The sequence below is a fragment of the Fannyhessea sp. genome (assembly GCF_986145555.1).
This window is the reverse complement of the sequence record NZ_CFRCNA010000009.1, coordinates 1-24956: the sequence shown is the minus strand read 5'-3', so window position 1 is coordinate 24956 and position 24956 is coordinate 1. Positions and strand designations below refer to the sequence as shown.

At 43.5% G+C, this 24956-nt stretch carries 20 protein-coding genes and 3 tRNA genes; 9 read left to right on the top strand and 14 right to left on the bottom strand.

The window, feature by feature from the left end; all coding sequences use genetic code 11:
* Nucleotides 1–11 precede the first annotated feature (11 nt).
* The 3 genes from lysS to AC5GD6_RS03065 all read right to left on the bottom strand — a co-directional run bounded on the left by lysS (nt 12) and on the right by AC5GD6_RS03065 (nt 2550).
* Complete coding sequence (gene lysS, locus AC5GD6_RS03075) at nt 12–1568, bottom strand: lysine--tRNA ligase (protein WP_006302331.1); 1557 nt, start codon at nt 1566–1568, stop codon at nt 12–14.
* A 173-nt stretch (nt 1569–1741) separates the two neighbouring features.
* Complete coding sequence (greA, locus tag AC5GD6_RS03070) at nt 1742–2215, bottom strand: transcription elongation factor GreA (RefSeq protein ID WP_311431198.1); 474 nt, start codon at nt 2213–2215, stop codon at nt 1742–1744.
* A gap of 98 nt (nt 2216–2313) precedes the next feature.
* Entirely contained in the window at nt 2314–2550 is a 237-nt protein-coding gene (locus AC5GD6_RS03065; protein ID WP_010241907.1) for a twin-arginine translocase TatA/TatE family subunit, read from the bottom strand.
* 165 nt (nt 2551–2715) lie between these two features.
* On the opposite strand from AC5GD6_RS03065, the gene AC5GD6_RS03060 reads away from it, so the two are divergent.
* On the top strand, nt 2716–3618 hold the full coding sequence (locus tag AC5GD6_RS03060; RefSeq protein WP_491846206.1) for a spermidine synthase: 903 nt from the start codon (nt 2716–2718) through the stop codon (nt 3616–3618).
* 57 nt (nt 3619–3675) lie between these two features.
* On the opposite strand, the gene tadA is transcribed toward AC5GD6_RS03060, so the two are convergent.
* Nucleotides 3676–4314 carry a tRNA adenosine(34) deaminase TadA gene (tadA, locus tag AC5GD6_RS03055; RefSeq protein ID WP_082139639.1) on the bottom strand — a complete coding sequence of 213 codons (639 nt, stop codon included), beginning with the start codon at nt 4312–4314 and terminating at the stop codon, nt 3676–3678.
* Between the two features lie 226 nt (nt 4315–4540).
* Here tadA and AC5GD6_RS03050 point away from each other — a divergent pair.
* Nucleotides 4541–4631: transfer RNA gene (locus tag AC5GD6_RS03050), tRNA-Ser, on the top strand.
* 282 nt (nt 4632–4913) lie between these two features.
* Nucleotides 4914–5468, top strand: a complete 555-nt coding sequence (locus AC5GD6_RS03045) for a LemA family protein (protein ID WP_048597180.1) — start codon at nt 4914–4916, stop codon at nt 5466–5468.
* A 141-nt stretch (nt 5469–5609) separates the two neighbouring features.
* On the opposite strand, the gene AC5GD6_RS03040 is transcribed toward AC5GD6_RS03045, so the two are convergent.
* The 6 genes from AC5GD6_RS03040 to AC5GD6_RS03015 form a co-directional block, all read right to left on the bottom strand.
* Nucleotides 5610–6950 (bottom strand): carboxylate--amine ligase, encoded by a 1341-nt coding sequence (locus AC5GD6_RS03040; protein WP_491846205.1) that lies wholly within the window; start codon nt 6948–6950, stop codon nt 5610–5612.
* 211 nt (nt 6951–7161) lie between these two features.
* Nucleotides 7162–8124 carry a transketolase family protein gene (locus AC5GD6_RS03035; protein ID WP_491846204.1) on the bottom strand — a complete coding sequence of 321 codons (963 nt, stop codon included), beginning with the start codon at nt 8122–8124 and terminating at the stop codon, nt 7162–7164.
* A 28-nt stretch (nt 8125–8152) separates the two neighbouring features.
* Nucleotides 8153–9088: a transketolase gene (locus tag AC5GD6_RS03030; protein ID WP_276790056.1), complete on the bottom strand. Its 936-nt coding sequence runs from the start codon at nt 9086–9088 to the stop codon at nt 8153–8155.
* A 78-nt stretch (nt 9089–9166) separates the two neighbouring features.
* Entirely contained in the window at nt 9167–9448 is a 282-nt protein-coding gene (locus tag AC5GD6_RS03025) for a PTS sugar transporter subunit IIB (RefSeq protein WP_006302322.1), read from the bottom strand.
* Nucleotides 9449–9699: 251 nt separating this feature from the next.
* Entirely contained in the window at nt 9700–11154 is a 1455-nt protein-coding gene (gene ulaA, locus AC5GD6_RS03020) for a PTS ascorbate transporter subunit IIC (RefSeq protein WP_006302320.1), read from the bottom strand.
* Nucleotides 11155–11308: 154 nt separating this feature from the next.
* Nucleotides 11309–11758, bottom strand: a complete 450-nt coding sequence (locus AC5GD6_RS03015; RefSeq protein WP_006302319.1) for a PTS sugar transporter subunit IIA — start codon at nt 11756–11758, stop codon at nt 11309–11311.
* A 428-nt stretch (nt 11759–12186) separates the two neighbouring features.
* Between AC5GD6_RS03015 and AC5GD6_RS03010 the strand changes: the two genes are divergently transcribed.
* A complete protein-coding gene (locus AC5GD6_RS03010; protein ID WP_311431200.1) occupies nt 12187–13077 on the top strand; it encodes a DeoR/GlpR family DNA-binding transcription regulator in 891 nt (296 codons plus the stop codon).
* Nucleotides 13078–13157: 80 nt separating this feature from the next.
* Here the strand turns inward: AC5GD6_RS03010 and dcuC are convergent, their stop codons facing one another.
* The 3 genes from dcuC to rbsK all read right to left on the bottom strand — a co-directional run bounded on the left by dcuC (nt 13158) and on the right by rbsK (nt 16727).
* Entirely contained in the window at nt 13158–14630 is a 1473-nt protein-coding gene (dcuC, locus tag AC5GD6_RS03005; RefSeq protein WP_311443951.1) for a C4-dicarboxylate transporter DcuC, read from the bottom strand.
* A gap of 78 nt (nt 14631–14708) precedes the next feature.
* Nucleotides 14709–15653: a ribonucleoside hydrolase RihC gene (rihC, locus tag AC5GD6_RS03000; RefSeq protein ID WP_491846203.1), complete on the bottom strand. Its 945-nt coding sequence runs from the start codon at nt 15651–15653 to the stop codon at nt 14709–14711.
* Nucleotides 15654–15785: 132 nt separating this feature from the next.
* The gene (gene rbsK / locus AC5GD6_RS02995) at nt 15786–16727 is read right to left on the bottom strand and encodes a ribokinase (protein ID WP_491846202.1); all 942 of its coding nucleotides are present in this window, start codon (nt 16725–16727) and stop codon (nt 15786–15788) included.
* 384 nt (nt 16728–17111) lie between these two features.
* On the opposite strand from rbsK, the gene AC5GD6_RS02990 reads away from it, so the two are divergent.
* Nucleotides 17112–19187, top strand: a complete 2076-nt coding sequence (locus AC5GD6_RS02990) for a PfkB family carbohydrate kinase (RefSeq protein WP_276778160.1) — start codon at nt 17112–17114, stop codon at nt 19185–19187.
* 59 nt (nt 19188–19246) lie between these two features.
* Here the strand turns inward: AC5GD6_RS02990 and AC5GD6_RS02985 are convergent.
* Nucleotides 19247–19322: transfer RNA gene (locus AC5GD6_RS02985), tRNA-Val, on the bottom strand.
* Between the two features lie 86 nt (nt 19323–19408).
* Between AC5GD6_RS02985 and AC5GD6_RS02980 the strand changes: the two genes are divergently transcribed.
* The 4 genes from AC5GD6_RS02980 to AC5GD6_RS02965 all read left to right on the top strand — a co-directional run bounded on the left by AC5GD6_RS02980 (nt 19409) and on the right by AC5GD6_RS02965 (nt 24679).
* Nucleotides 19409–21151 carry a Mur ligase family protein gene (locus AC5GD6_RS02980; protein ID WP_491846201.1) on the top strand — a complete coding sequence of 581 codons (1743 nt, stop codon included), beginning with the start codon at nt 19409–19411 and terminating at the stop codon, nt 21149–21151.
* Complete coding sequence (locus tag AC5GD6_RS02975) at nt 21141–22121, top strand: HAD family hydrolase (RefSeq protein WP_491846200.1); 981 nt, start codon at nt 21141–21143, stop codon at nt 22119–22121. Before AC5GD6_RS02980 ends, AC5GD6_RS02975 begins: the two co-directional genes overlap by 11 nt.
* 142 nt (nt 22122–22263) lie before the next feature.
* Nucleotides 22264–24471, top strand: a complete 2208-nt coding sequence (locus AC5GD6_RS02970) for a DUF6541 family protein (protein ID WP_491846199.1) — start codon at nt 22264–22266, stop codon at nt 24469–24471.
* Nucleotides 24472–24604: 133 nt separating this feature from the next.
* A tRNA-Glu gene (locus AC5GD6_RS02965) sits at nt 24605–24679 on the top strand.
* Nucleotides 24680–24956 lie beyond the last annotated feature (277 nt).

Here is a 24956-nt window from a genome sequence, read left to right as displayed (position 1 = left end):
TTAAGCCCCCTTTAGGAATTATCCACCTGAGCGGCAATATCGTCTTTAGAAATGCTTTCGGGTTTCATTTGTGGGAACAACAATACGTCACGAATGGACGGCTGATCACAGAACAGCATAATCATACGGTCGATACCATATCCAATTCCACCAGTTGGTGGCATACCATACTCAAGCGCGCGAACGTAATCGTAATCGTAACCCATTGCTTCATCATCGCCCATGCCCTTTGCCTTTACCTGTGCCATAAAGCGCTGAGCCTGATCAACTGGGTCATTAAGCTCGGAAAATGCGTTTGCATACTCGTGACCACAAATCACAAGTTCAAAACGATCTGTTAAGCGCGGATCTTCGTCTTTGCGCTTAGAAAGAGGCGAAACTTCTGCTGGATAGTCGCATACAAATGTTGGATCCTGCAGTGTTTGCTCACCAAGCTCATCATAAATTTCAAAGAGTAGCTTACCTGCACCCCAGCTTTCTTCCCAAGAAATCTCGTGCTTGTCACAAAGGGCACGTAGATGCTCAACAGGTGTATCCATGTTAATTTTTTCGCCCACAACCTCAGACGCAACATCAGAGAGCGCAACGCTTCGCCACGTGCCGCTCATATTAACGCGTTTGTCCTGGTACGTAATAATTTCGCTTCCCTTTTCGCATCCGCAAACATCTTGCGCAATAAGCTGAAACATTTGTTCGGTAAGCTCTTTCATACCCTGCAGATTGGAATACGCGCAATAAGCTTCCATAGACGTAAATTCGGGGTTATGGGTAAGATCCATACCTTCGTTTCTAAACTGACGGCCAATTTCAAAAACTCGATCCATGCCGCCAACAATGAGGCGCTTAAGCGGTAACTCCGTTGCGATTCTTAAGTAAAAATCACAGTCGAGCGCATTAAAATGCGTGGTAAATGGGCGCGCATTTGCTCCACCTAAAATTTGATGCATCATAGGTGTTTCAACTTCAAGATAACCTTGGTTTTCCATAAAACGACGAATCAGCGAAATAATGTGGCTGCGCTTGCGAAAAACATCGCGAACCTCGGGGTTCATAATCAAGTCAACATAGCGCTGACGATAACGAATTTCGCGGTCACTTAATCCGTGAAACTTTTCGGGCAAGGGGCGCACGCTTTTAGAAAGCAAAACCAACTTGGTGACCGATACCGACAACTGTCCTCTGCGCGTGCGTACGATCACGCCTGTTGCCTGAATAATATCGCCCAAATCGAGTTGCAAAAGCAGATTCCAGTCTTGCTCGCTCATATTGTTAATGCGCAAAAAGAGCTGGATTGTACCTGTTTTATCTTCCAAAACTATAAAGCAAACTTTGCCTTGACGACGATACGCCCTAATACGGCCTGCAACCGTGTAGGAATCTTCTGTAGCGGCTCCATCTTCAAGTGAGCCATACTGCGTTTCAAGATCGCGCGCAAAGGCAGTAATGGTGCTCGAAATAGGATATGGATTGATGCCTTGCTCAATAAGAGCCTTGCGCTTTGCACGACGTGTGGCGCGCTCGTCATTGATAGTTGACTCCGATGAGGTTAAAGCCGTAGATTCGGACATTTGATAACTCCTTAATAGCTGGTAGTGTGTATCGATTGCTTACCGTGTGGCTGCGTGCACCTGGCTTGTTCATGAGCGCATATGCGCTGTTAAATGCAAAAACGCGCCTTGAGCCGCGGGGCGCAAGGACGCGAATGCTTATCGTATAAAACACACGAACGAATCAGTTGCACCTAACGAGTAATATTTAATATCGTGTAGGTTTTTTCTTTGCCGCTTGGGGTAGAAAAGCTTACTACATCGCCCACAACATGGCCAATAAGCTCGGCGCCCGCTGGCGATTCGTTTGAGATTTTATGCTCAAGAGAATCTGTTTCGGTGGTACCAACAATGGTAAAGCTGATTGACTTGCCTTTTTTATCGGAAAGCTCAACGGTAGTACCAATAGAAACGCTCAACTCACCGTCGGTGCGCTCAACCACTTTAGCAGTAGCCAAAATTTGGCGAATCTCATTGATACGCGACTCGTTAAGTGATTGCTCTTCTTTGGCGGCATCGTATTCGGAGTTTTCTGATAAGTCACCAAACCCACGCGCTTCTTTAAGGCGTTCAACAATTTCTTCGTGCTTCTCGCCCTCACGATACGCAAGTTCGTCAACCAACTTCTGGCGACCTTCCGGGGTAAGTATCAACTCTTTTTTATCCATCTGCTACCTTCTCAAAAGAAACTTACAAACCATGCTCATGTGTTAGCGCACAATACTTTACCTTACGCACACAAAGTGCGTGACATGCGCAAATAAGACTAGTGCTCTTTGCTGTCCTCAACGACAACATCCTCTGCTTCTTGAGATTTAGCAGAGCTTTTTGCTTTTTCGTCTTTTTTATTGGTGTCATCGCTTGAATCATCAAGACCCTCGCGAACGCTTTTAACGGTTTTACCCAATGCACTTCCGAGTTTTGGAAGATTTTTAGGTCCAAAAATAACCAAAACAATGGCTACCACAATAACAAGCTCTAAAGGACCCATACCCAGAATCATATATGCCTCCAATACGTCCACGTATTACACATACCTGATGTTACCTGTTTTAGCGTACAATAGTATGCGATGTACAAGTTTGCACAAGTTAGTATAGCTGAGCCAACTGCAAAATAACAATTAGATTTTATCCATTATGCCCAACATAAGGAGTTTTCTTTAATAATGCACAATATACTTACATCACTTCTTACGATAAGCGGTTGGACTTGTGTAGTGAGCACAGGTATATTGGCACTATTTTACCTTATCTTACGAATGCGTGGGGCCCATCTCTTCATAAAAAGTAAATTTGGCCCTGTGCTGATTTTTGATTCACAAGATAAACAAAAAACGCCCATTCGGTTGTTGAACGTAGGCAACAAATTTCAGTCGGTATGCTACTTGCAAAAAGAGCTGCGCTATAAGCTGGTTTGCATCTATCATCAGTACATGATGCAAGTGGTGGAGCTTTCGCATAAAGAAGCAGGTAAAACACTGGTCATAGGTGCAGGAGGTTATTCGCTTCCCAAATGGATGTGGGCGCACTACCCAAACATGCAGGTGAGCGTGGTAGAAATTGATCCCACGATTACAAAACTTGCCAAACGGTTTTTCTTTTTACAACAAACACTTGATACATTTTGCAAAAACTCATATCAAGAACTCAACTATCCTGCATGCCTAGAGGAACAACGACCAAGCACGTGTCGTGCACGCATTATCCATGCCGACGGCGTGCATTATCTGCAACACACTCAAGAAACCTATGATGTAATCATTAACGATGCGTTTGCTGGAAAAAACGCGCTGATCTCGCTTGCAAATCAAGAGGGCGCGCGCTTACTTAAAAGCCGCCTACGCGCAGACGGCGTGTATTTAGCTAATATCATTTCCCCACTTGACATGTCTTCTAACAGTATTTTGCATAAGGTTATTGCGTCTATGCAAACACAATTTGCCTACGTGTATCTCATTCCCGAAGACGAAGAAGACCCTCATGTTGTGGCTAACAACGTACTAGTTGCTAGCAATTTAGCGTTAAAGATTGCAAAATCCTACCGCGTGGAGCCATTGCTCTCGCACTAAGTGTGTAAGAATGTATCGGGTCTTTCGTCCATCATGTGCGCAAAGACTCAAACTACGCTAGGCATGAGCGCGCTTATGTTTGAAAAACTGTTGCAGAAGAATTGCACTTTCATCAGCTAAAACGCCGCCTTTTAGCTCAAAGGAGTGATTAAGCCTAAAATCATTGCTTACGTTATATAGGCTTCCGCAAGCTCCTGCTTTTGGATCGTATGCACCAAAAACGCAGCGTGCAATGCGCGCGTTGAGCATAAGACCTGCGCACATAAGACAAGGTTCAAGCGTTACATATACACAGCAGCGCTCAAGATGCCATGAATCAAGCTTCTTTGCTGCTTGCAACATGGCAATAAATTCTGCATGATCGCTAGGGTTGTGGCTGTGTTGGCGTAAATTATGTGCTGCCGAAAGTATGGTGTTATTACAAACAACAACTGCTCCAATAGGGACCTCTTGCTCTAAAGCTGCCTTTTGAGCCTGTGCAAGGGCGCGTTGCATATAGTATGTGTCAAGGTCGCAAAAATCATCGGCGTCACATGACTCCTGATGTGTTGACGTATCAGGCGCCGTATCAGCCAATGTATCAAACGCGCGTGAGTCGTACACATGGTGCAACGGCTGCTTGCAGTCAACAAGCGCACGATGTAAAGGCGCCTCATTGGTTGTTGTGTTATCAGAACAAGAGCTCTTGTAGGTCATCTATAATTCCTTACAAATTTTTCCCCAAAACAGCACGTCATTTTGCGGCAAGCGCGAGCGCATAACATGCGTGCAAGCTTCGTATCCTTAAATTTTACACGAAAATCAAAAAGATATAAGTTTTTGTACACTTATAGAGCTTAATGTTGTACACTATAAAAGCTGTGCAAGAGCTTATGTACCTATTTCGTTTTGTTCATCGCACGTACAAAAGCTTGGCAGCTACGGAGGGGTGGCAGAGTGGTCGAATGCGGCGGTCTTGAAAACCGTTGAGCGGCAACCCCGTTCCGAGGGTTCGAATCCCTCCCCCTCCGCCATTTTTTTGTAATCACATTTACACAAATTTTTTGCAATATGACCAGCTTAACAAGCAATTTTTTGCTCACGCAAATCGCGCCTAAGTCGCACCTAAGTCGCGCGTAAATCGCGTTTTAATGCCCATACACTTCATATAACCTTTATTTCATCAGCCGCTCCATCTTTCGTTGTTTGATCACTCCGTAACGATATGCACCGTCTCAAAACTGCTCAGCAACGTGTATAATGAAGATGTATGTACAACAAAATTATCAAACACAACAAGGCGAACAGGAGATACCATGCCTGAAACACTTATAATTGTCGGCATAATTGTGGTTGTGCTGCTTATTGCAGTTATGATGTATAACCACATTGTCCAGCTGAACAACCGTTGCGACAACGCATGGCAAACTATTGATACACAGCTTCAACGTAGAAATGACCTTATTCCTAATCTCGTTGAAACCGTAAAAGGCTACGCCACGCACGAATCTAAGACGCTTGAAAACGTTATTGCCGCACGTGCAGCTGTTAACAGCGCAGCTACTCCCGTAGAAAAGATGGATGCTTCTAACACGCTTACGCAAACACTTGGTCATCTGTTTGCCGTTGCAGAAAGCTACCCCGACCTTAAAGCAAATGCCAATTTTCAGCAGCTTCAATCTCAGCTAAGCGATACCGAAGATAAAATTAGCTATGCGCGCATGAGCTTTAATGACTGTGTGCTTATGTTTAATAACGCCATAACCACATTTCCTGGCGTTATTTTTGCAGGACTTTTCCATTTTGGCAAACGTGAGGGTTTTGCTGTTACAAGCGAGAGTGCGCGCAATGTTCCCGAGGTAAAGTTTTAATTTCGCGGTTTCATGAGCGTGTGCGCTTGATTGCGCAAATGTAAACCCCTGTCGTATGTTACGGCAGGGGTTTTTATATCCCCAGACTCACCACCAACTTTTATGATAGTAAAGAGCATTTGCAACCACACATGGAGAGTCTTACAGAGTGATGTCTGTTGTATCCAACCACGTAGTACCTGTTGTTTTGGCGACTGATGGCGGAAAATCTCGATAAAACTTACGCCAGTAATTAAGATAAGCAATGCTTACATAGGCAAAACGCAGAAGCCCACGCTTACTTATGCCAAACTCAAAGGGGTAATACAAGGGATTATAGACGCTACCTCTGCTTATGTGCGTGCGTAAGGCGCGCTCACTTGAATCTCCCAAATAACGGAGCGCAAGACGAGGCGGCAAAACACTATAACAAATACTCTTTTTTAAACGCTGTGTTTCTATAGCACGATGTTCAATCTTATCCGCCACCAACACACGCATGGGATTAAGACCAGATGCAGTGTTGTAATACAAATTTCTACCAATGCGCGGATTCATTTCAAAACAGTACAGTTCGTGTGTATGCTCATCTATTTTAAGATCAAAATTTGCAAAACCTCGCCATTGAATACCCGTTAAGAAGTTGCAAACTTTTTGGTATATCTTTGGATAACTTTCCGTTATCATACATGCAGGATTGCCCAACGCTGTGGGTACATGATCTTCAAGCAAAACGTGCGCCGATCCCAACAGCGTTACGCGGTTGGATTCGTCTACATAAGCCGTTATTGACAAATTATAGCTATCGTTACCTTCAACGCGGCGCTGAACCAAAAAGTGCCTTACTTCTTCGTGTTCAAGTGCGTGAACATGAAGATCGCTTATAATACGAAATAATTCGTCTTGTGAACGTGCTGTATAAACCTTATATTTACCAGGCCATGAAAGCTTCTCATAACCAGAACTTAACACGGGCTTTAAAATGAGCGCATGCGTTGCAAAATTTACCGCAAGTTCATGATTGTCCATAATCTGGTCTAATACTGCACGAGGTTCATCGGCCAAATCAATCGAACACGACAACGGCGTTTGAAGCCCGTATTGTTTTATGAGAGAAGGAAAAACTTCCTTATCATTTACCTGTTGCAACAAACTAAACGAAGGCGCTGCAAAAGTGTAGTATGTGCTTAACACGTCGTTATGTGAAACTAAATCTCTTACGTAGGTATCTGCATTGGCGATCAGCAACAATTTTTGGCCCGCAAACGTGCGCTGTAATTGAGGACCCAGTGTCAGCAACGCTTGCACCAGTGCCGAGTAGGGCACATCGTGCATTACATAATCTTTCTCTAAGAACACCTGAATAATACGAGAATGAGCGATTGGTCCTAGAATTTGAGAAGCTACTACCGAGGAAGTTTTGCCGTATGCTTCATGAAACGACCGTGCGAGTGCATACGTACCTATGTCAGAGCCAATAATGACGGGGTGAAAATCTTGCATGGTAAACCCTTATCACGAAAGTTATAATGTTCTTAATAATTATGTACATCAGTATAAATCATAAGTTGATATGTCGGTATAAATTCATTTATAAAAACGCACGTCACAACATGCAACGTGCGTTTTATCTGCTCTTAATTACTTTTATACATAAGCTCGTAAATACATAATTCACATGTTTGCGCAAAGATAAACCCTACAGCAAAACAGGTTAGCGCGCCAACAAAGCGTTAACTGTCTTTACCACATCTGAAGCACAAAGGCCAAACTCTTTTTGAAGCCAATCGGCAGTGCCCACCTGACCAAACTGCTCATTTACCCCAATACGCTTAAATGGAACACATACTTGCGATTCTACAAGAGTTTCGGCAACACTTGATCCCAAGCCACCGTTAACGCTATGATTTTCAAAAGTTACTACAGCGCGTTTCCCTGCAACTTCGCTTAACACCAGTTCTTTATCAAGCGGCTTAATGCAAAACATATCAATAACTTCTACTGACAAGCCTTGTTTTTCTAATTCTTCTGCAGCATCGAGCGCATCTTTAACCAGCTGACCAGCGCTTATGATAAGAACATCACTACCTTTTTGAAGAACATTTCCACGTCCAAGCTCAAAGGTAGAACCACTCTCATAAATGCTGTACGAGGCTTTTCTTCCCGAGCGTACGTAGTGTACACCTTCCAAAGTTGCAAACGTGCGGATAATCCACTCCATTTGTACAGAATCTGCAGCATCGGTAATAATTGAACCTGGAATCATGCGCATAAGAGCCATATCTTCCCAAGTTGTGTGAGTTCCTCCGTTAGCTCCTGCAGTAAAGCCGGGGTCTGAGCCCCAAATATTGATGGTGTTGTGCGCATATCCACCAGACAAATAAATTTGGTCAAAACATCTACGGGTAGCAAAAGGTCCAAAGGTATGACAAAATGGAATATATCCCTCAGACGACATACCCGCTGCCATGCCCATCATGTTTTGTTCGGCAATACCAACTTCTACAAACTGTTCGGGCAGCTCCTTTTGAATTTTAAGCGTTCCGCTTGCTCCGCCTAAATCTGCGTCAAAACATAAAACACGATCATTTGTTTTCATCAGGTCAAGCAGCGTATCAACAACCGCATCACGATAAGGTTTTCCTGCGCTTCGACAATCTTTTGCAAGTTTAAACATTATTCCTCACTCTCCGTAGCTACTCATATTAAGAAAGATTTTGTGTGGCGCAAGAACTTTTACCATCGTCTAGGCCGCTACAAGCGCAAGGAAGACTCTCCCCTTCGAGCGCATAGGCAAGCGCAGCAATTTCTTGGTCAAAGCGCGCAATCGCTTCATCGGTAGCTTTATTGATTTCGTCGTTATTCCACTTCATCGAGTGATTCATTTCGGTTTCTTCAAAGTAAGGAACACCAGCACCTTTAATGGTGTCAAGTACAATAGCGTTAGCTTGATCGTGCTGGTCTTTTGCACGAGTAATTGCCTCATCAAGCGCAATAATATCTTGACCATTTACCTTTTGTGTATAAAAACCAAAGGCGCGCATTTTGTCTACGTAGTCAAAGGGTTCAAGAATATCTTTAGTTCTGCCGTCAAGCTGCTTTTTATTGTCATCTATAAATACAATGCAGCGATCAAGACGGTGTGCAGCAATGAACTCAAATGCTTCCCAGCACTGGCCTTCGTTAAGTTCCCCGTCGCCTACAAAAAGATAGGTATTACGAGAAGAATTTTTCTTTTTGAGGGCATAGGCAATACCAGCTGCAAGCGACGTTCCCTGGCCCAAAGAACCAGTTGTTGCATCAACACCAGGCGTTTTAAGACGATCGGTATGAGAAGGCAGGCGCGTTCCACCATCATTTAAGGTAAAGAGCCACTCCTTAGGAAAGAATCCGCGCTCGGCAAGCGTTGAATACATAACGGGACCTGCATGTCCTTTTGACAAAACAATACGATCTCTGTCTTCCCAGTGAGGATTATCAGGACGATGACGCAAATGTTTAGCATAAAGCACAGCATAGGCATCGGCTAATGAAAGCGAACCGCCAATATGGCCGTAGCCTCTATGCTGAAGCATTGCAAGTACATCACGACGAATTTTTGTTGCTAAAAGCTTAATTTTTTTATATTCCCTATCCTCCACGGAGCACTCCTGTTCTGTCACTGTATTGCACGCTCTATATATCTAGCTGTTATACGTTATTTACACACAAGACAACGATTATCCGATATGTTGTGCCAGCTTTTGTTCAAGCTCTGCCTTGTCTAAAATATTGATAAGAACTACTTTTTTCTCATCGGGAATACCTTGCATAAAATCCTTTAAATCATTGCCAACAATAAATAAATCGGCAGCTTGAGGATTGATGTCAGAAATAGTAGTATGATCCACTTCAATTTCGGGATGACCAAGCTTTTTAACAGCGTCTTCCGCATTCATATGAACGATAAGGCTTGAACCCAATCCGGAACCGCAACAACATAAAATCTTATGTACACTCATAGCAACCCCTTACAATTTATTTGGACGCCCTCTACACCTACCGTATCACAGGGCTGTAACCTTATTACACTATTATTATCTCTGAACTTTATTGAACACATGTTTGCGCTTGAGTTAAACAGAGATATAACACAATACATTTGTGTGCTTGTACCTTTATAAGTCCGTCCGATAAAACAAGCGAGGCCAGCTGACCTCGCTTGATGTTAAACAATCGCCAAAGCCTTCTTAGCGTCGCTGTAACAAAATTCTTACGCCTGCGTCTTTGGTTTAGGCGCAAGGAAGTTGTACAAAATAGGAGCAATGTAAACTACGACACAAATAAGCATTAAGAGCGAACCATTTGCATAATTTATAATGTTACCAAATACGATTCCCATCCAAGAGAAGTCGGCATCGGAGAAAGTTGCGCCTGTATAGCCAAGAGCGTTAAACACTGGCATGCAGATGGCTGGCAAGAATGTAATAAGCAAACCGTGCGCAAAGCCACCAGCAACACAACCTTTTACACCACCCTCTGCATTACCAAATACACCTGCGGTAGCACCACAGAAGAAGTGAGGGACAACGCCAGGCAAGATAAGAGCAACAGGAATCATAGCGTTTAATCCGCCAAGGATAAACAGTCCAACAATGCCACCAACAAATGAGCTAATAAATCCAATGGTCACCGCATTAGGTGCATATGTAAATGCAACAGGACAGTCAAGTGCAGGTTTGGCACCTGGAACTAGCTTATCGGCAATGCCTTTGAAAGCAGGAACAATTTCGCCAATAATAAGACGAACACCACTTAAGATGATGTAGACACCACCAGCAAAGCTCAAGCCTCCTGTAATGGCCCATACGATCCAGTTGTTAACTGTTTCGGAACCAATGTTCATAAGCCCTTTTAATGCGCCAAACTGAGCGTCAAATGCTTTGGGATCAGCAGCGAGTAATGCAGGACCTTCGGTTAAAATTCCGCGTGCAACAGCAATACCTGTTACCACTAAGAATAAAATAACCATCGTTAAACCAATTGAAACTGTTGTATCACGTAAAAAGATAAGACGTTTGGGGAAGTTGATTTCTTCGGTGCTTTTGCGATGAGGGTCATTGGCAAAGCAGCGGCCAACCACACCAGCAAGCCAGTAACCAAGTCCGCCTAAGTGACCAAGTGCCACTGAATCGCTTCCGGTTACTTTTCTAAACGTTACCTGACAATATGCAGGTGACAGCACCATAATAAAACCAAGCAAGCAGCCACCGGCAAGATAGAGCATCCAACCTTCAAGATGACCTGCGCCACCTAAAATAACCGCAATCATGCATGCCATATAAAGCGTGTGATGGCCCGTTAAGAAAATGTAGCGCATGCGTGAAAAACGAGCAAGAACAATGTTGAGAACCATTCCTACTGCCATAATAACCGCCGAACTAACACCAAAGTTCTTAAGCGCATCTGCAACAACGGCTTCGTTATTTGGTACAACGCCTTGCATATTAAATGCATAGTTAAAAATTTGGCCAAAACCCGTGAGAGAGTTTCCTACCAAAAAACCTGCGCCCGCACTTAACACCAAGAAACCAACAATGGTTTTAAGCGTACCTTTAACGATGTCTTCAACTGGTTTTCCTTGCAAACACAAGCCCAAACACGCAAGCAAGCCTACAAGAATAGCAGGTGTAGACAAGATGTTAATGATAACCTCAAGTACTGCCATCTGACTTCCTTTCTCTATGTATGCGCGCTTTATGTTAAAAACGCCACACACAATAATTGGATTTATCACGAGCTTCTTATGTAAAGTGCATAAGCTGACTCTGTTTTATCCGCTGCGTTATTACTGCTTTACCGCCGCAGACAATGTGTGCGCCTTACGCTGAAGCGCTGATAAATAAATCGTAAATTTCCTGTGTTGTTTGAGCTTGTGCAATGCTGGTAATGTTTGCCTCACAAGCAAACATGGTTGCAAGAATACGCATAACGTCAATATGATCGTTAGGATTTTGCGCAGCAAGTGTCACCAAAACACGAACAGGAGCATTACCCTCCTTAAAGACGACTCCTTCACGCACCACCGTAACCGCAAGCTGCTGATGTATAACACCTTGTTCAGGACGCGCGTGCAACAGTGCAAGGTCGGGAGTTAAAACAAAATATGGCCCGAATTCGTGCGCGTTTGCAATAATCCCGTCAATATAGGCACTCGTCACACTGCCATCATCCACAAGCGGCTGGACGGCAACGTGAATAGAATCTTCCCAGTCTTTGCACGCCGAAACAATTTGTATGTTTTTCAGCTTGAGCATTTCTTTCATAGTCATGCATAAACTCCTTCAAATAGTTCGTATGCGTGCAAAAATATGAAAACCGTCGGTTAAGACAGCTTTTAGTGTAACAATTAGTTCGTAATATTGACACATTTTTTTATTGTTCTTTCCTGATTTTCCGTCAGCGGTCTTATTTCAAGCGTAAAAGTACGGCTAACTTGTCCAAACACCCATAGTTCTTTAATATGCAACATAAGCTTTAATATTGTGTATACACAAGACGATCATTAACTTTTGTGTGCAAATTCTCCTTGAGGATTTGTGCGTAATCAAGGTTTCTTACATTTACTTCTTACATTTACTTCTTATGTTTACTTTTTACATTTACAAGAAATTGAATAAACGTGTAGTGCTCAAGAAAATATAAATCATTTCGCAAAGTACGCTACACTTAAATTGTCTGGACGAGAAGGGAGGAAACGTTGTTCCGAAAAGAACGCCATGCAGAGATTTTGCGCCTACTCGATAGACAAGGCCGTGTAGAAGTAGAAGATCTAGCTGCCCATTATGGAGTGAGCTGTGACAGCATTCGTAAAGATCTTCAATATCTTGATAAACACGGTTTATGCAAGCGCGTGTATGGCGGTGCGCTTAAGAGTGCTGATGTGAGCGCACTTAATAATTTTTTACATCCCAACGTTGATTCCAAACTTTCCACCCACCCTGACAGTCAGCGTACAAAACAGCGCGTTGACGAGCTTATACCCTCACTTAACCATGCACTTTCACCTGAGCCACAAACAGCACAAGGCTCAAACACGCACGATCATACTGACGCCAACAGATGGGCGGTTGCAAAACGCGCTTACTCGGAAATAAACGACGGCGATTCGATTTTTTTGGATTTATCGCGCATCAACATAGAGCTTGCACGGCTTTTAGCACAGGGAAACAAGCATGTTATTGTAACCACCAATATGTTAGATATTATTAAAATTCTCTCTGACGCACCGCACATTACAACGCTCGCAACGGGTGGTTTTCTTAACATAAAGCTCAATGGTTTTGTAGGATCCGAAACTATCAGCTTACTCGAACCGCTCCTATTCCTTAAAGCATTTATTGGCGCAGGAAGCATAGATTTAGACCAAATGGCGGTATCCTGCGACAATATTGACGGCGGAGCTGTAAAAGAAAAAGTTATCCACAATGCTTCATATACCTTCTTGCTGGCAGATAAAAACAAATTTAATCGAGAAGAACAGTATCGCTTTGCAACTATAACCGATTTTTCTGCCATAATTACCGACTGCGATGACGAGGTTGTGTTAAGAAAGTTGCGCACAACAGGAACGCCTATACTACAAGCGTAATAGAGGCGTTGTTTGTCACATATGTTCGATTGCTTTACGTTCGACAACGTAAAGCAATCATATCTTCCTAAATAATCTTCCTAGATAAACAGTATCATCGAAAGAACAAACATAAATACGCAACCCAAAAGCATAGGCGCGCTCACTCGTTTAACTACGTCAAGCGGGCTGGTTTTGGTGGTACCCGACACAATCATAATAACCGCGGAAACTGGGGATACCGCACGCAGTAAGTTGCCCGCCATTCCCATAGGAATGGAAACAGCAATAGGTGATATTCCCGCTGCCTGAGCCAAGGCTGGAATAAGCGGAACCATTGCATAAAAGAGCGCAACACCCGAGCCAGAAAGCAATACGATAAGAGCCGTAAGCCCAACCAAAATAAGAGGCAAAACAAACCCTAATCCATTACCGCTCATACCAGTCATCATTGCTTCAAGCGAGGCAATAAGTCCAATGGACTTAAGACCAACAACATAAATCATGGCAGCAACCAGCAAAGCGATAATAGGAAGCATCGAACCCATTCCCTTGAAGAAAGTTTCGGTTTTGCCAAGCGCTTCATGCACATCTTTACACCTAAGTGCATCACAGACGAGCGCGATTATAAACGAAATAAGCGTTGCGAGCTCTACACTCATTGTTATAGACACACCGCAACAAATTTTTGCGATGTACGCCACAACCAAAAGAACAATTGGCAAGAGAGGCAAAACAGCATAAAGCGCATGAAAGACGCCCTTGATTTCGTCTTTTGCTGTATCAGAATTTTTCTGTGCGGTGTGCGACTTATCTGCAGCCTCAACAGCTTGGTCTTTGGACTTACTTGCATTTTGCGTGGTAACTGTTTGATCAGCGCGCTTGCTCATAAATTTTTGCCAAAAGTAATGAACAACTGCCATAAAAATAAGGGTAGGAATAGAAACCAATGCATGATATCCAAAAACGTACTGAGAAACCGTGAGGTTTTCAAACATTGGATACTTTGCCAGCTCTGCCGTAATAGCAACATTATCGGCACCTAAAGGCGTTGGCATGATAGTTGCTGTTGTTGCGATAACCGCAGCTGCAGTTAAAGCCGACATCCCTGACTTTCTAAGCACCGGATATAACGTTGCAAGCAAGATAATTGCCAAATTTGACGCGCTTGGAACAACCAACGATAAAAGATTACCAAGAAGGAAAACAATAGGAACCAAAATATACGGCGAACGAACATGCGCAATTGGCTTTGCCAGCGCGCTCACGGTTGCGTCATTGGCACCAATTGAGCTCATATATGAGGTATAGCCACCTAAAAATAGCATGACAAGGCCTGCGCCCGTAAGCGTTGACTTAAACATGGCAATAATGGCAAGCAAAGGATCTAAAAGCGGAGTTGAACTTGGCTTAAAATCTTTAATTGCTAATCCATGACCCGTTGCAATTGCAACATACATAAGCACTAAACCAATAATAAACAGCGTAATTTTGATATCCATCTTTTTTACCAACATATAGCCGATAACACAGATGGATAGTGCTGCTATCACATACATTACTATAAGCTCCATACCACTCTCCTTACCACACATGCTTGTGCACGAGTACAAAAATTTACGTTACGGTACATGCATATGCACAAACATTAATTATTTTGAAGCTTCAACACGTTTACGCTCACATATACTAAGTTGTTCTACAAACCACGAACGAAATGCTTCGACATCAATATCGGTGCACACGTCAACATTGGGTTCTCCATGCAGATATCCCCTAAAGTCAACCAATGTGCAACCTGCAGTAAGCGTGCCTGCAAGCTCAATATCAACAAATGTTTTTTCGACCTTAAAGAATTCTGGCTTAAGAAAATACGCCATGGCTGTTGGATCGTACATTTTAAGTGCCGTGTTAATTGAGCCCGAACGATAGTGACTAAACAAGTCGTACACCATCTTGCCCGTTTTCCCAAACGTTTTAATTGTTAGGATGTCGTTTGCAGGAATTGTTGCTTTCCATCCAATATCAAGTCCAACCATAGCTAAAGGAATGCCTGATGAAAAAACAATTTTTGCAGCCTCGGGGTCGGTAGCAATATTGAACTCAGACAAAACGCCCTTATTGCCACGCGTGCATGTTCCACCCATAATAACAATACGTTTGATGAGCTCTTGATCTTGAGGATACAGGCGCAACAAGAGTGCCACATTGGTAAGAGGCCCTATTGCCACAATAGTTAAAGGTTCTTTGCTTGCATGGAGTGCTTTATGCATTGCAACAGGTGCAACGTCTTCCAACAAACACTCGTCTGCTTGACCTTCAAATTCGTAACCCGCTAAACCCGATTCACCGTGAACATTTGCAGCGGTTGTAAGCTCGCGCACAAGCGGACCTTGAGCTCCTTTTGCAACGGGGACATGCACATGCCAAAAATGCAAAAGTTTAAGCACGTTGTTAGTTACATTTTCAAGCGTTACATTACCGCCAACGGTGGTAATGAGCTTTATATCTGTTGTATCAGATGCAAGAGCAAGTCCTATGGCAGCAGCATCATCCACACCTGGATCGGTGTCTAAAATAATTGGTGTTTTCGCCATAACATTTCCTTTCAACGATAATATCTTTACACGCATGTTCTCTATAACCTCAAAGCTATGGTACTTAGTGCTACACCCTTTGTAACACAAGTCTTGGTGCGCTCACCGAAGCATACAAAGTTGACGCAATCCTTATACACAACTGATTGGCTTGTTCACCTTGTGCTGTATTTCAAACGCTTCAACTTCCTCACAAGTTGGAATAGACACTTGTGCTCCAACACGTGTTGTTGAAAGAGCAGCGGCGGCTTGTGCAAAAGCGATCGCCTGCTCTGTGTGTGCACCTTTTGCAAGACAAGCACTCATTGCGCCAACAAAGGTATCGCCAGCACCGGTTGAGTCTAGAGCTTTTATGGTATATGCAGGAGCAAAAAGTTGATGTTTGTTTGATACAAGCAAACATCCTGCGGCGCCCAACGTAACAACCAGGGTTTTCATTCCTAGTTGCAAAACCTTTGTAAGTGCGCACATAGTAGAGGCGTCCATGGTTGGATTAATGTCAAATAAGCTCATGCATTCGGTTTCGTTAAGGCATAAAATGTCGATACTTTTATACAACGATGGCTTAATAGAGCGCACGGGAGACGGGTTTACAACTGTGATCATGTCATGGGCATGAGCAAACTCTATGGACGACTCTACCGTCTGAGCAGGAGACTCAAATTGCGTCAAAAAAATGTCGTGCGGCTGTGCAACACGCGAAAGTGCTGCATGTGCAAATTGTGGTGTAACAGACTCATTTGCGCCGTGATTAATAATAATTCTGTTGTTTCCATGAGAGCGCAGGACAATTGCCATACCAGTTGTTGAGGTAGTTGTTGTTACCTCTTGAATATCAACCCCTGATTGAGCCATGCTGGCGCGCAGCTCTTTACCAAAGCTGTCGGTTCCCACACATCCAATAAGATGAGTGTGAACTCCTGCGCGCGCAGACGCCACCGCCTGATTTGCACCTTTACCACCAGCATTGATAAGCAGATTATCTCCCGAAAGTGTTTCGCCTTCTAATGGCATTCTGTCTGATTCTATGGAGACATCCATATTGATGCTACCAAGCACCACAACTTTGCTCATACCTCACCATACCTTATAGTAACGTGGATACAGCTTGCGCTCATACAATACAAACCTCTTTATTGTGTGAGCACAACCTGTCTCTACGGTTGCTTAAACCCCGTTTCATCAAATGCCAGCCCAATACAGGCATTCATGTTCTTATATCGGGCACATATATAGGGAACGTATTTCCTAATCTTGTTTACTATAGTAGACACACATGAAAACCCACATCGTATATCCATCCACAAATGGCATGGTTTAATCCGTCAACGGTATATTTCTTAGAAAATTATGCGCAATACACGATCTTTACTGGTAACATAATGCCTGCAATCCCAAACGTTATTTTTCGATTGACAAGATGTCTTAATTGGGGCGATAAACGTTCTAAGGAATACCATGAACATTAAAGATATAGCACGATTAGCAGGCGTTTCGCCAACAACCGTTTCAAAAATCCTTAATCGTAAAGACCAAAATATTAGTAGTCAAACACGCGCTGTAGTATTAGATACCATTAAAAAATATCATTACACCCCTTATGCACGTATTACCGCGCAACGAAACACATGGCTTGTAGGTGTTTGTGTGCGCGAGACAAAAGAGAATATGTGCTTGGTATCAGGAATAATAGAAGCGCTACAGAAGCATCACATATCTACCCTTGTGATATACACCCGCGAAGAATCCCGTGAAGAGCAGGTAATCACAGAGCTTATACAATCAAATATAAGCGCGCTCATCTGGGAGCCGCTCAATACTATGCAGACTCCTACTAACACAACTATAGACAATCTTTGCGTGAAGCACGACATTGAGGTGCTCAAACTTGCCAAAGATGGTGGCGAGCACAACTATAGTATTGATTTTCAAACACTTGCGCACGATCTAAGCGCCGAGCTTATCTTGGCTGGTCATCGTCATATTGCGTGTCTTACCAATAAAGAAACTCCACGCGCGTTTATACAGGGATACGCCTCGATACTTTTTCAGCGAAAAATTATGCTTGCAGAACAAAACTGTTATACAAGCGTGTGCAATGAACTGTTGCAAGCACTTGTAAACGGCGATATAACAGCCGTGGTGTGTGCTTCATGGCAACAAGCGCAAGACCTTCGTACGCAGCTTTATACGCTTCACATACAAGCACCGCAGGATTTTTCGCTTGTATGTCTGCAAAGCGATGCAGAACACGCGCCTCAGAGCGCAGACGAGCAGCCACAAACAGATACAGACGCTTCAAACACAAATGGTTGCGCCTCTGTGGTGTATTCCTATTTAAATACACCTATAAGCGCATACAGCATAAGCTATAAAGATTTTGGAACATATATAGCGCAACAAGTACAGATAGCAAATCAATCGGTCATTGATGCTGATGGATGTGCGCGCAAGCAAGACGATGCCTCAGACGCCGTGTTCAACTTTATCCCCACGCATAACGCACTTACCACCCAAGCAAGCATTGCTTCACCTCAAAATAATAAACACGAACGAATTGTAATTGTTGGAAGTATTAATATTGACACTCAGCTTTTGGTGGATCATATTCCTGGAGCAGGTTCTACCGTGACCACAACCACGTCTCATATTTCGGTGGGAGGAAAAGGTCTTAACTATGCTATTGGCGTTGCCAAACTTGCACATAAAGCCGTGCTTATTGGCAACATTGGCGACGATAGCGAATCGAGTATGATTTATAAAGAGTTAAGCCGCTGGAATATAGACACCAAAGGAGTAGTACGCACAAAAGACGAGCAAACGGGCAAGGCATACATCTGTGTAGATAAACAAGGCACGTCAACCATCACCATTCTTACAGGCGCCAATAGTAAACTTTGTGCTCAAGACATAATTGAGCGCAAACATTTGTTTAGAAACGCATCGTTGTGTCTTATTCCATCCGAAGTTCCACTTGATGCGGCCGAACAGGCTTGCAAAGAGGCAAAACGCCAGGGAGCGCAGGTTATTTTTAAGCCGGTAGCACTTACTGAATTTCCAAAACGCATGGCAGCCTATATTGATTACATTATTCCCAACGAACACGAGCTTGCTACGCTGTGTCGCACGCTCAAAAATTGCGTGCAGGCACGTACTCCTCACCGTGATGACCGCACAGCGAAAAAGACGCAAAATGCATTGATTGATCAGGCGCATATGTTACTTAACTTGGGGATTCCTCATGTCATAGTTACGCGCGGTGAAAAAGGTTGCGATTATTTCTCGGCGTCCTCTCATATCCATACGCCATCTCATGCATTCAAAACGATCGACACAACTGGCGCAAGCGATGCATTTATCTGCGCATTTGCAACAAGCTTGCTTAGCAATGATAGTGTTGAGCGCGCTCTAGATGACGCGTGTTATGCCGCAGGCTACAGCACCACACGACCAGGTGTTGTACAGGCGTTGATTGACGCGCAAACACTTGAACTGTATCGCGAGCGTCATATTGATACAAAACAGAACGCATAGGAAGCAAAATATTTTATAAAAGGGAAAATATAAAGGGGAAAAATAAAAAAGAAAATAAATGGTGGGCGATGAGGGATTTGAACCCCCGACCTTGTGCGTGTAAAGCACCTGCGCTAGCCACTGCGCCAATCGCCCGAAAGAAGTGTAGCACAAAATGGAATTATTTCGCAGTGATATTCTTCAAGAATCCTAAATTTCTAAAACGCACTATACTAAAACGTATGGAAACAACACTTTATGACATACTTAAACAACTCCAAGCTCAAGGGCTACTTCTTGAGGTTTATAACCTCAAGAACACTGAAGGTGACCCGCGCTGGGATGATTTTTTGCCAAACGTTCAGTTTATAGACTCTACCTGCGGTAATAACAAAATTATGGCAACTGCAGACAGTTTAATAAACGGTTTGGATTCAAACTCGCTCTACTCACAAAAGCACCATATTTTTGTGTGCAAAGGCGCGGCATTTAAGCCCGAATATCTCCAAGATGCACTCAAAAAAGGTGCAACGGCATATATGTGCGACAATACTCACGCGCAGACGTTGCGAACATACTGCCCAGATGCCACACAAATTGTTGTTAACGACATTAGACTTGCGATGGCACAAGCAGCACCTCTAGCATGGGGACATCCCGATACGCGCCTTATTACGGTAGGAATAACCGGAACCAAAGGTAAAACAACCACCGCATGCATGATTAAAAGCATTCTTGATGCACGCGCACAACGCAAACATATATGCACTTCACAAGGCAAATCTCCTATTGGACTTATGGGATCTATAACCACGTATGATGGCATTATCAACGAAGAAAGTACCAATACCACACCCGAAGCTCCCGATTTTTGGCGTCATCTACACAATGCAGCAGAATCGGGAATCACACATATGGTTATGGAGATTTCAAGTCAGGCGCTTAAACACCATCGTGTTGATGGCCTTCATTTAGATGTTGCACTGTTTTTGAACATCTCGCCCGACCACATATCCAAAGTTGAGCACCCTACCTTTGAAGATTATTTCTTAAGCAAGCTTATGATATTTTCTATGGCGGATGCTGCAGTTATGAATCTTGACGCCGATCATTTTGAAGCAATTTACGCGCATGCTCACGCATGCAGTCCCTTGCTTGTCTGCGGACGCGTGCACGCGCAGCGACGTCTTGAGGCATATGAGCCACAATTTCTGTCAGACAAAAAAGTAGCAAGCACATTAAAGGCTGCGCTTAACCGCACGTTACCTGCAGATATAGCGGCGCACGACATACGTCCCCAAGGGTGCGGTTTGCAATTTAGCTGTGACGAAGCACACAACGCTAACGCTCAACAGCGCGACTTTTTTGTACCACTTCATGGAACATTTAATGTGGATAACGCATTATGCGCTGTTGCATGTGCCGATCTTTTACATGCCAACACGTCTGATATCCAACAGGGTTTAGCCAACACACACGTTGCAGGACGAATGGAATTTATTCCAACTCACACGCAAAACATTCAAGGCATTGTAGACTACGCACACAATAAGTTGTCGTTTAGATGCTTTTTTAGTGACCTTGCTCATGAATTTCCTCATTACAAGATCATTGCTCTTTTTGGCGCACCCGGAGGAAAAGCCTTTGACCGCAGGCGAGATCTGGTAGAAGAAGCAGCTAAATGGGCAGATACCATCATGCTAACCGAAGAAGACCCCGGACATGAGCGCGTACAAGATATTTGCAACGAAATGGCAAAGCATATGCCAAAAGGTCAGAAATACTATATTGAATGCAGCCGAGCAGCCGCTATAGAAAAAGCAGTTGAGCTTGCAAATTGCTCACAAGCTAAAACACTTATTTGTATGCTTGGCAAGGGCGACGAAACCACCCAACACGAGCAAGATCGTTACGTAAGCTACTTGCCTGATAAAGACATATTCATACATGCCGTTAATGCTCTAAAGGAGTCTCATGACCAATAACCACACACAAAGCGCGCCTTATCAAACCACCTCACTGAACCGTCTCTCGTCACTAGACACCCTCAGTGACAAGCTCAAAGCACGTCTGAGTCGCATTAGCTATGTATTGTCTGACACCGACAACACCATGATTAGTCATAGCTGTGCTTTATGCTCCGCTGATGGAACACCCTCATTTGAACTTGCAAAAGCACTTGTTTTAGCACGTAAACACAATATTTCAATAGTTCCATGTACGGGTCGAAATCGCGCTATGATTCGCGAAGACGCACGCCTTTTAGGCCTTTCACAATGGATCGGCGAAATGGGCGGTATTATCTGCACAAAAGACGGAGCAGAATCTGTGTGGGAATATGCGTGTGCAGATATGGAATATGACGCAAACTCACATAAGACTCCACATGACATGATTATGCAAACAGGTGTTGTTGATGCACTTCTTAAACGTTGGAGCACATCGCTTGAACTATACAACGATAACGGGCTTGGCTATCAATATCGCGAAGTGACCGTTGCGCTGCGTGGTAAGCTTGATGAAGCCGAAGCTCAAGACATGCTTAACCACTGTGGTCTGGCACTCGACTTAGTGAACAATGGTGTTGTTACTCATATTAACGGACCAACTATTCTTGCGCGCAATGCACAAGGCGTGGCTACCAATATCAGCAACTATCACATCGTTCCTAAAAATCTTAACAAGGGTTATGCAGTTGCTCAATTTATGCGCATGATGAATCTTTCTCGCGAGCAAGTACTTGCCTGTGGCGACTCATCTGCCGACTGTTCGATGGCACAAAGCGCAGGTATGTTTGTGCTAATGCAAAACGGTGCAAAAAATCAATCGTGTATGCAAGAACTCGCAGGCGCAGATAATGCATTTGTAACCGATCGCCCTTCCACCGATGGTTTTTGCGATCTTATTCATCTGTTGTGTGCTTGTCAGGACGAATATAAATCAACAGGTATCTAAGCCCTGCAGAAAAATCGCAACTCGTGGTAAAGTTGATATGTACCTTGTGTACAGATAGCAAGAGATATACGCGCTCATTGCGCGCATGAACAATCTTGCTGTCTTTTTATACCTGCACATGACGTGATTATGGATTCATACTATGTGGTTTAGTTTTTTGGTAAGTGCTCTTATTGGAGTTGCACTTCTTTATATCCCAGGATTTTTGCTGCTCAAAGTTGCGCACATGGATACCGCACGCGCGCTTGCAACCGCCCCTCTCATAAGTTGTGCACTGCTTTTTGTAACAGCAGAAGCTTTGGCACTTATGCACATACCGCTTAGAGCCATTGGTTTATGTCATTGTAGTTTTATGTGGGTTGCTGCCATTATGTTCTACGTTTATGCATATAAGCGCAAAATTAAGACAAAGCAAACAGCTTACTCGCACAATAACACACCCACTCACAGCCTTATGTTATGCCAAGGAAATGGACTTTTGCAGTTGGCACCTACAACATACATAACGTATCTTTGTATGGGCTTACTAGGTGGCTTAATATTTTTTATGTTGCCGATTAAATCGCCCGAAAACATTGCACAAGGCTGGGATACCGTCAGTCACTTAAGTCTTACTCAGACCATGATAGGCGAAGGTACATATAATGTGCTTATGCCCTCATTTTACGAGCATGCATTTGCAGCCATAAACCCATCATCCTACAAACCTGCATTTTATCCCGCTGGTTGGAACGTGTTATGCGCGATCATTACGCAACTTGCTCATACCAATACCGTTATCGCGGCCAATGCACTTAATTTTATCTTTGCCTCAGTAGTATATCCTTTAGCAATTATGACTTTTATAGCTCAAGTGTATCCACGCTATCCGCGCACGATATATGTAGGAGCGTTTTTACCCGCACTTTCTTGTGTGTTTCCATGGATACTTTTGGTATACGGGCCACTCTTCCCCTTTGTATCCGCGCTCTGTATCACGCCTGCTATCTTTTGGGTGTTCATGACGCTTACGCGCTCAAAAACAACTACCAAGGATCGTGTATGCCTTATTCCGGTTTTTATCTGCGGAGCAATTACCCTTATAGCACTTCATCCTTCGTCCTTTTTTGTGTGCGTACTTGTTCTTACGCCGTGGTGTATGGCACGGATAAAAAACACAAGCAGAAATCTGCATATAGGCGCAAAGCGTATTAGTGCATTCTTACTATCAATTATATTTTTCTGCGCCGTTATTGCAGGGTGGATTGGCCTGTATTACCTCATTGTAGGAAAAGTTGCACTCAACTATTGGTGGAGCTCGTACAGTAGTTTTACCAACGCTCTTTTACAGGCAGTATTGTTTGAATTTGTAGGTAAGACGGCAATGGATAATTGGTTTGTTGCACCCCAACCAATACTGTTTTTTGTATTTATTATAGGCGTGTGGCAATCTTTCAAACACGCACAAGGGCGCTTTTTAACAGCGAGCTACCTTTACCTTGTAAGCGTTTGCATTATAGTTATCTCGTCGGATTCGCCCATTAAAGGTATCTTAAGCAGTTTTTGGTATACCGATCCTTACCGTATCGCCGCATTAATTGCGCTGGTAACCACGCCTGTTATTGCACGCGGATTAGATAACTTATGTTCCTTTGCGCACGAACAGCTCTATCCAATTATGCAAAACATGCACAAACGCATGCATGTTGTATCTCTGCGCAAAAAAGCGCCTGCGCAAACAGGCTTATTTGCCCCTATCAAACAAAATCACCTATGGCACACAGATTTTTCCCATTTCTCAACTACCTTAGTGATCGTGGCCTTTTTAGCGGCAAATACCCTCATACCGCTCCCCCAATTTAAAGAACAAGATCCCCACGAACCTCCTAACGTTATCCAAAGCAGTGGCGTTATCAATAACTTAAAAGTTGTGACTGCTGGTTATCAAGATAGCCGTTTTGTAAACGCTCAAAGATATGAATTTATGAAGCAAGCACAAAAGATCACTCGCCAAGATGTTGTTCTTAACAATCCGTTTGATGGAAGTGTTTTAGCGTATGGAATGACCTCTATGCAAACGTTTTGGCGTTATCCATACATCCTCAATGAATTTGAGAAGCCTGGTTTTACGCGTATTCGTATTGAGCTTGATGAAATCTCGTATAACGAAAAAGTACGCCATGACGTTAAAAAACTGGGCGCAAAATATGTATTGAGCCTTGGAAAGCATCGCCGTGAGGACGCAACTCTTATGGCTGAATATAGACCTCAAGCATTTAGCGGTATAGATAGAATAACGCCCGATACAAAGGGATTCACCCCTGTCTTACAACAGGGCGATATGGTGCTGTATAAAATTGATACAATGTAAATAGGCACCACGCGAAAGCCTCATGTATGCCAAAAAATTGTTTAGTATTTGTGATGAAACCGCCTCACCACGTTTTTCTTAAAAAGTCACTAGCATAAATTCTTATGGTTTGGTATACTTCTTCATTGCGCTTGTCCCCATCGTCTAACGGTTAGGACACCGCCCTTTCAAGGCGGAAATACGAGTTCGATTCTCGTTGGGGGTACCATAGAATTTGCTACCGTACTTTTTTGTAAGTGCGGTTTTTTTATAACGATATTTAGGGTATAATCTCCATCGCTTAAAAATCCATAATATTATATGTGGCATTTTTGCTTGATATTATGTATACAACCACAAAACGGTTACGCAACATACACGAGAAAGGAACCCATGCATACCTCGTTTTCAGCACATGTGGCTCGTATAGCACTCACATGCGGCTTACTTTATAGTGGTGTACCATATGCTATTTCGTACGCACAGAACTCAGCCACCCCCCCCCC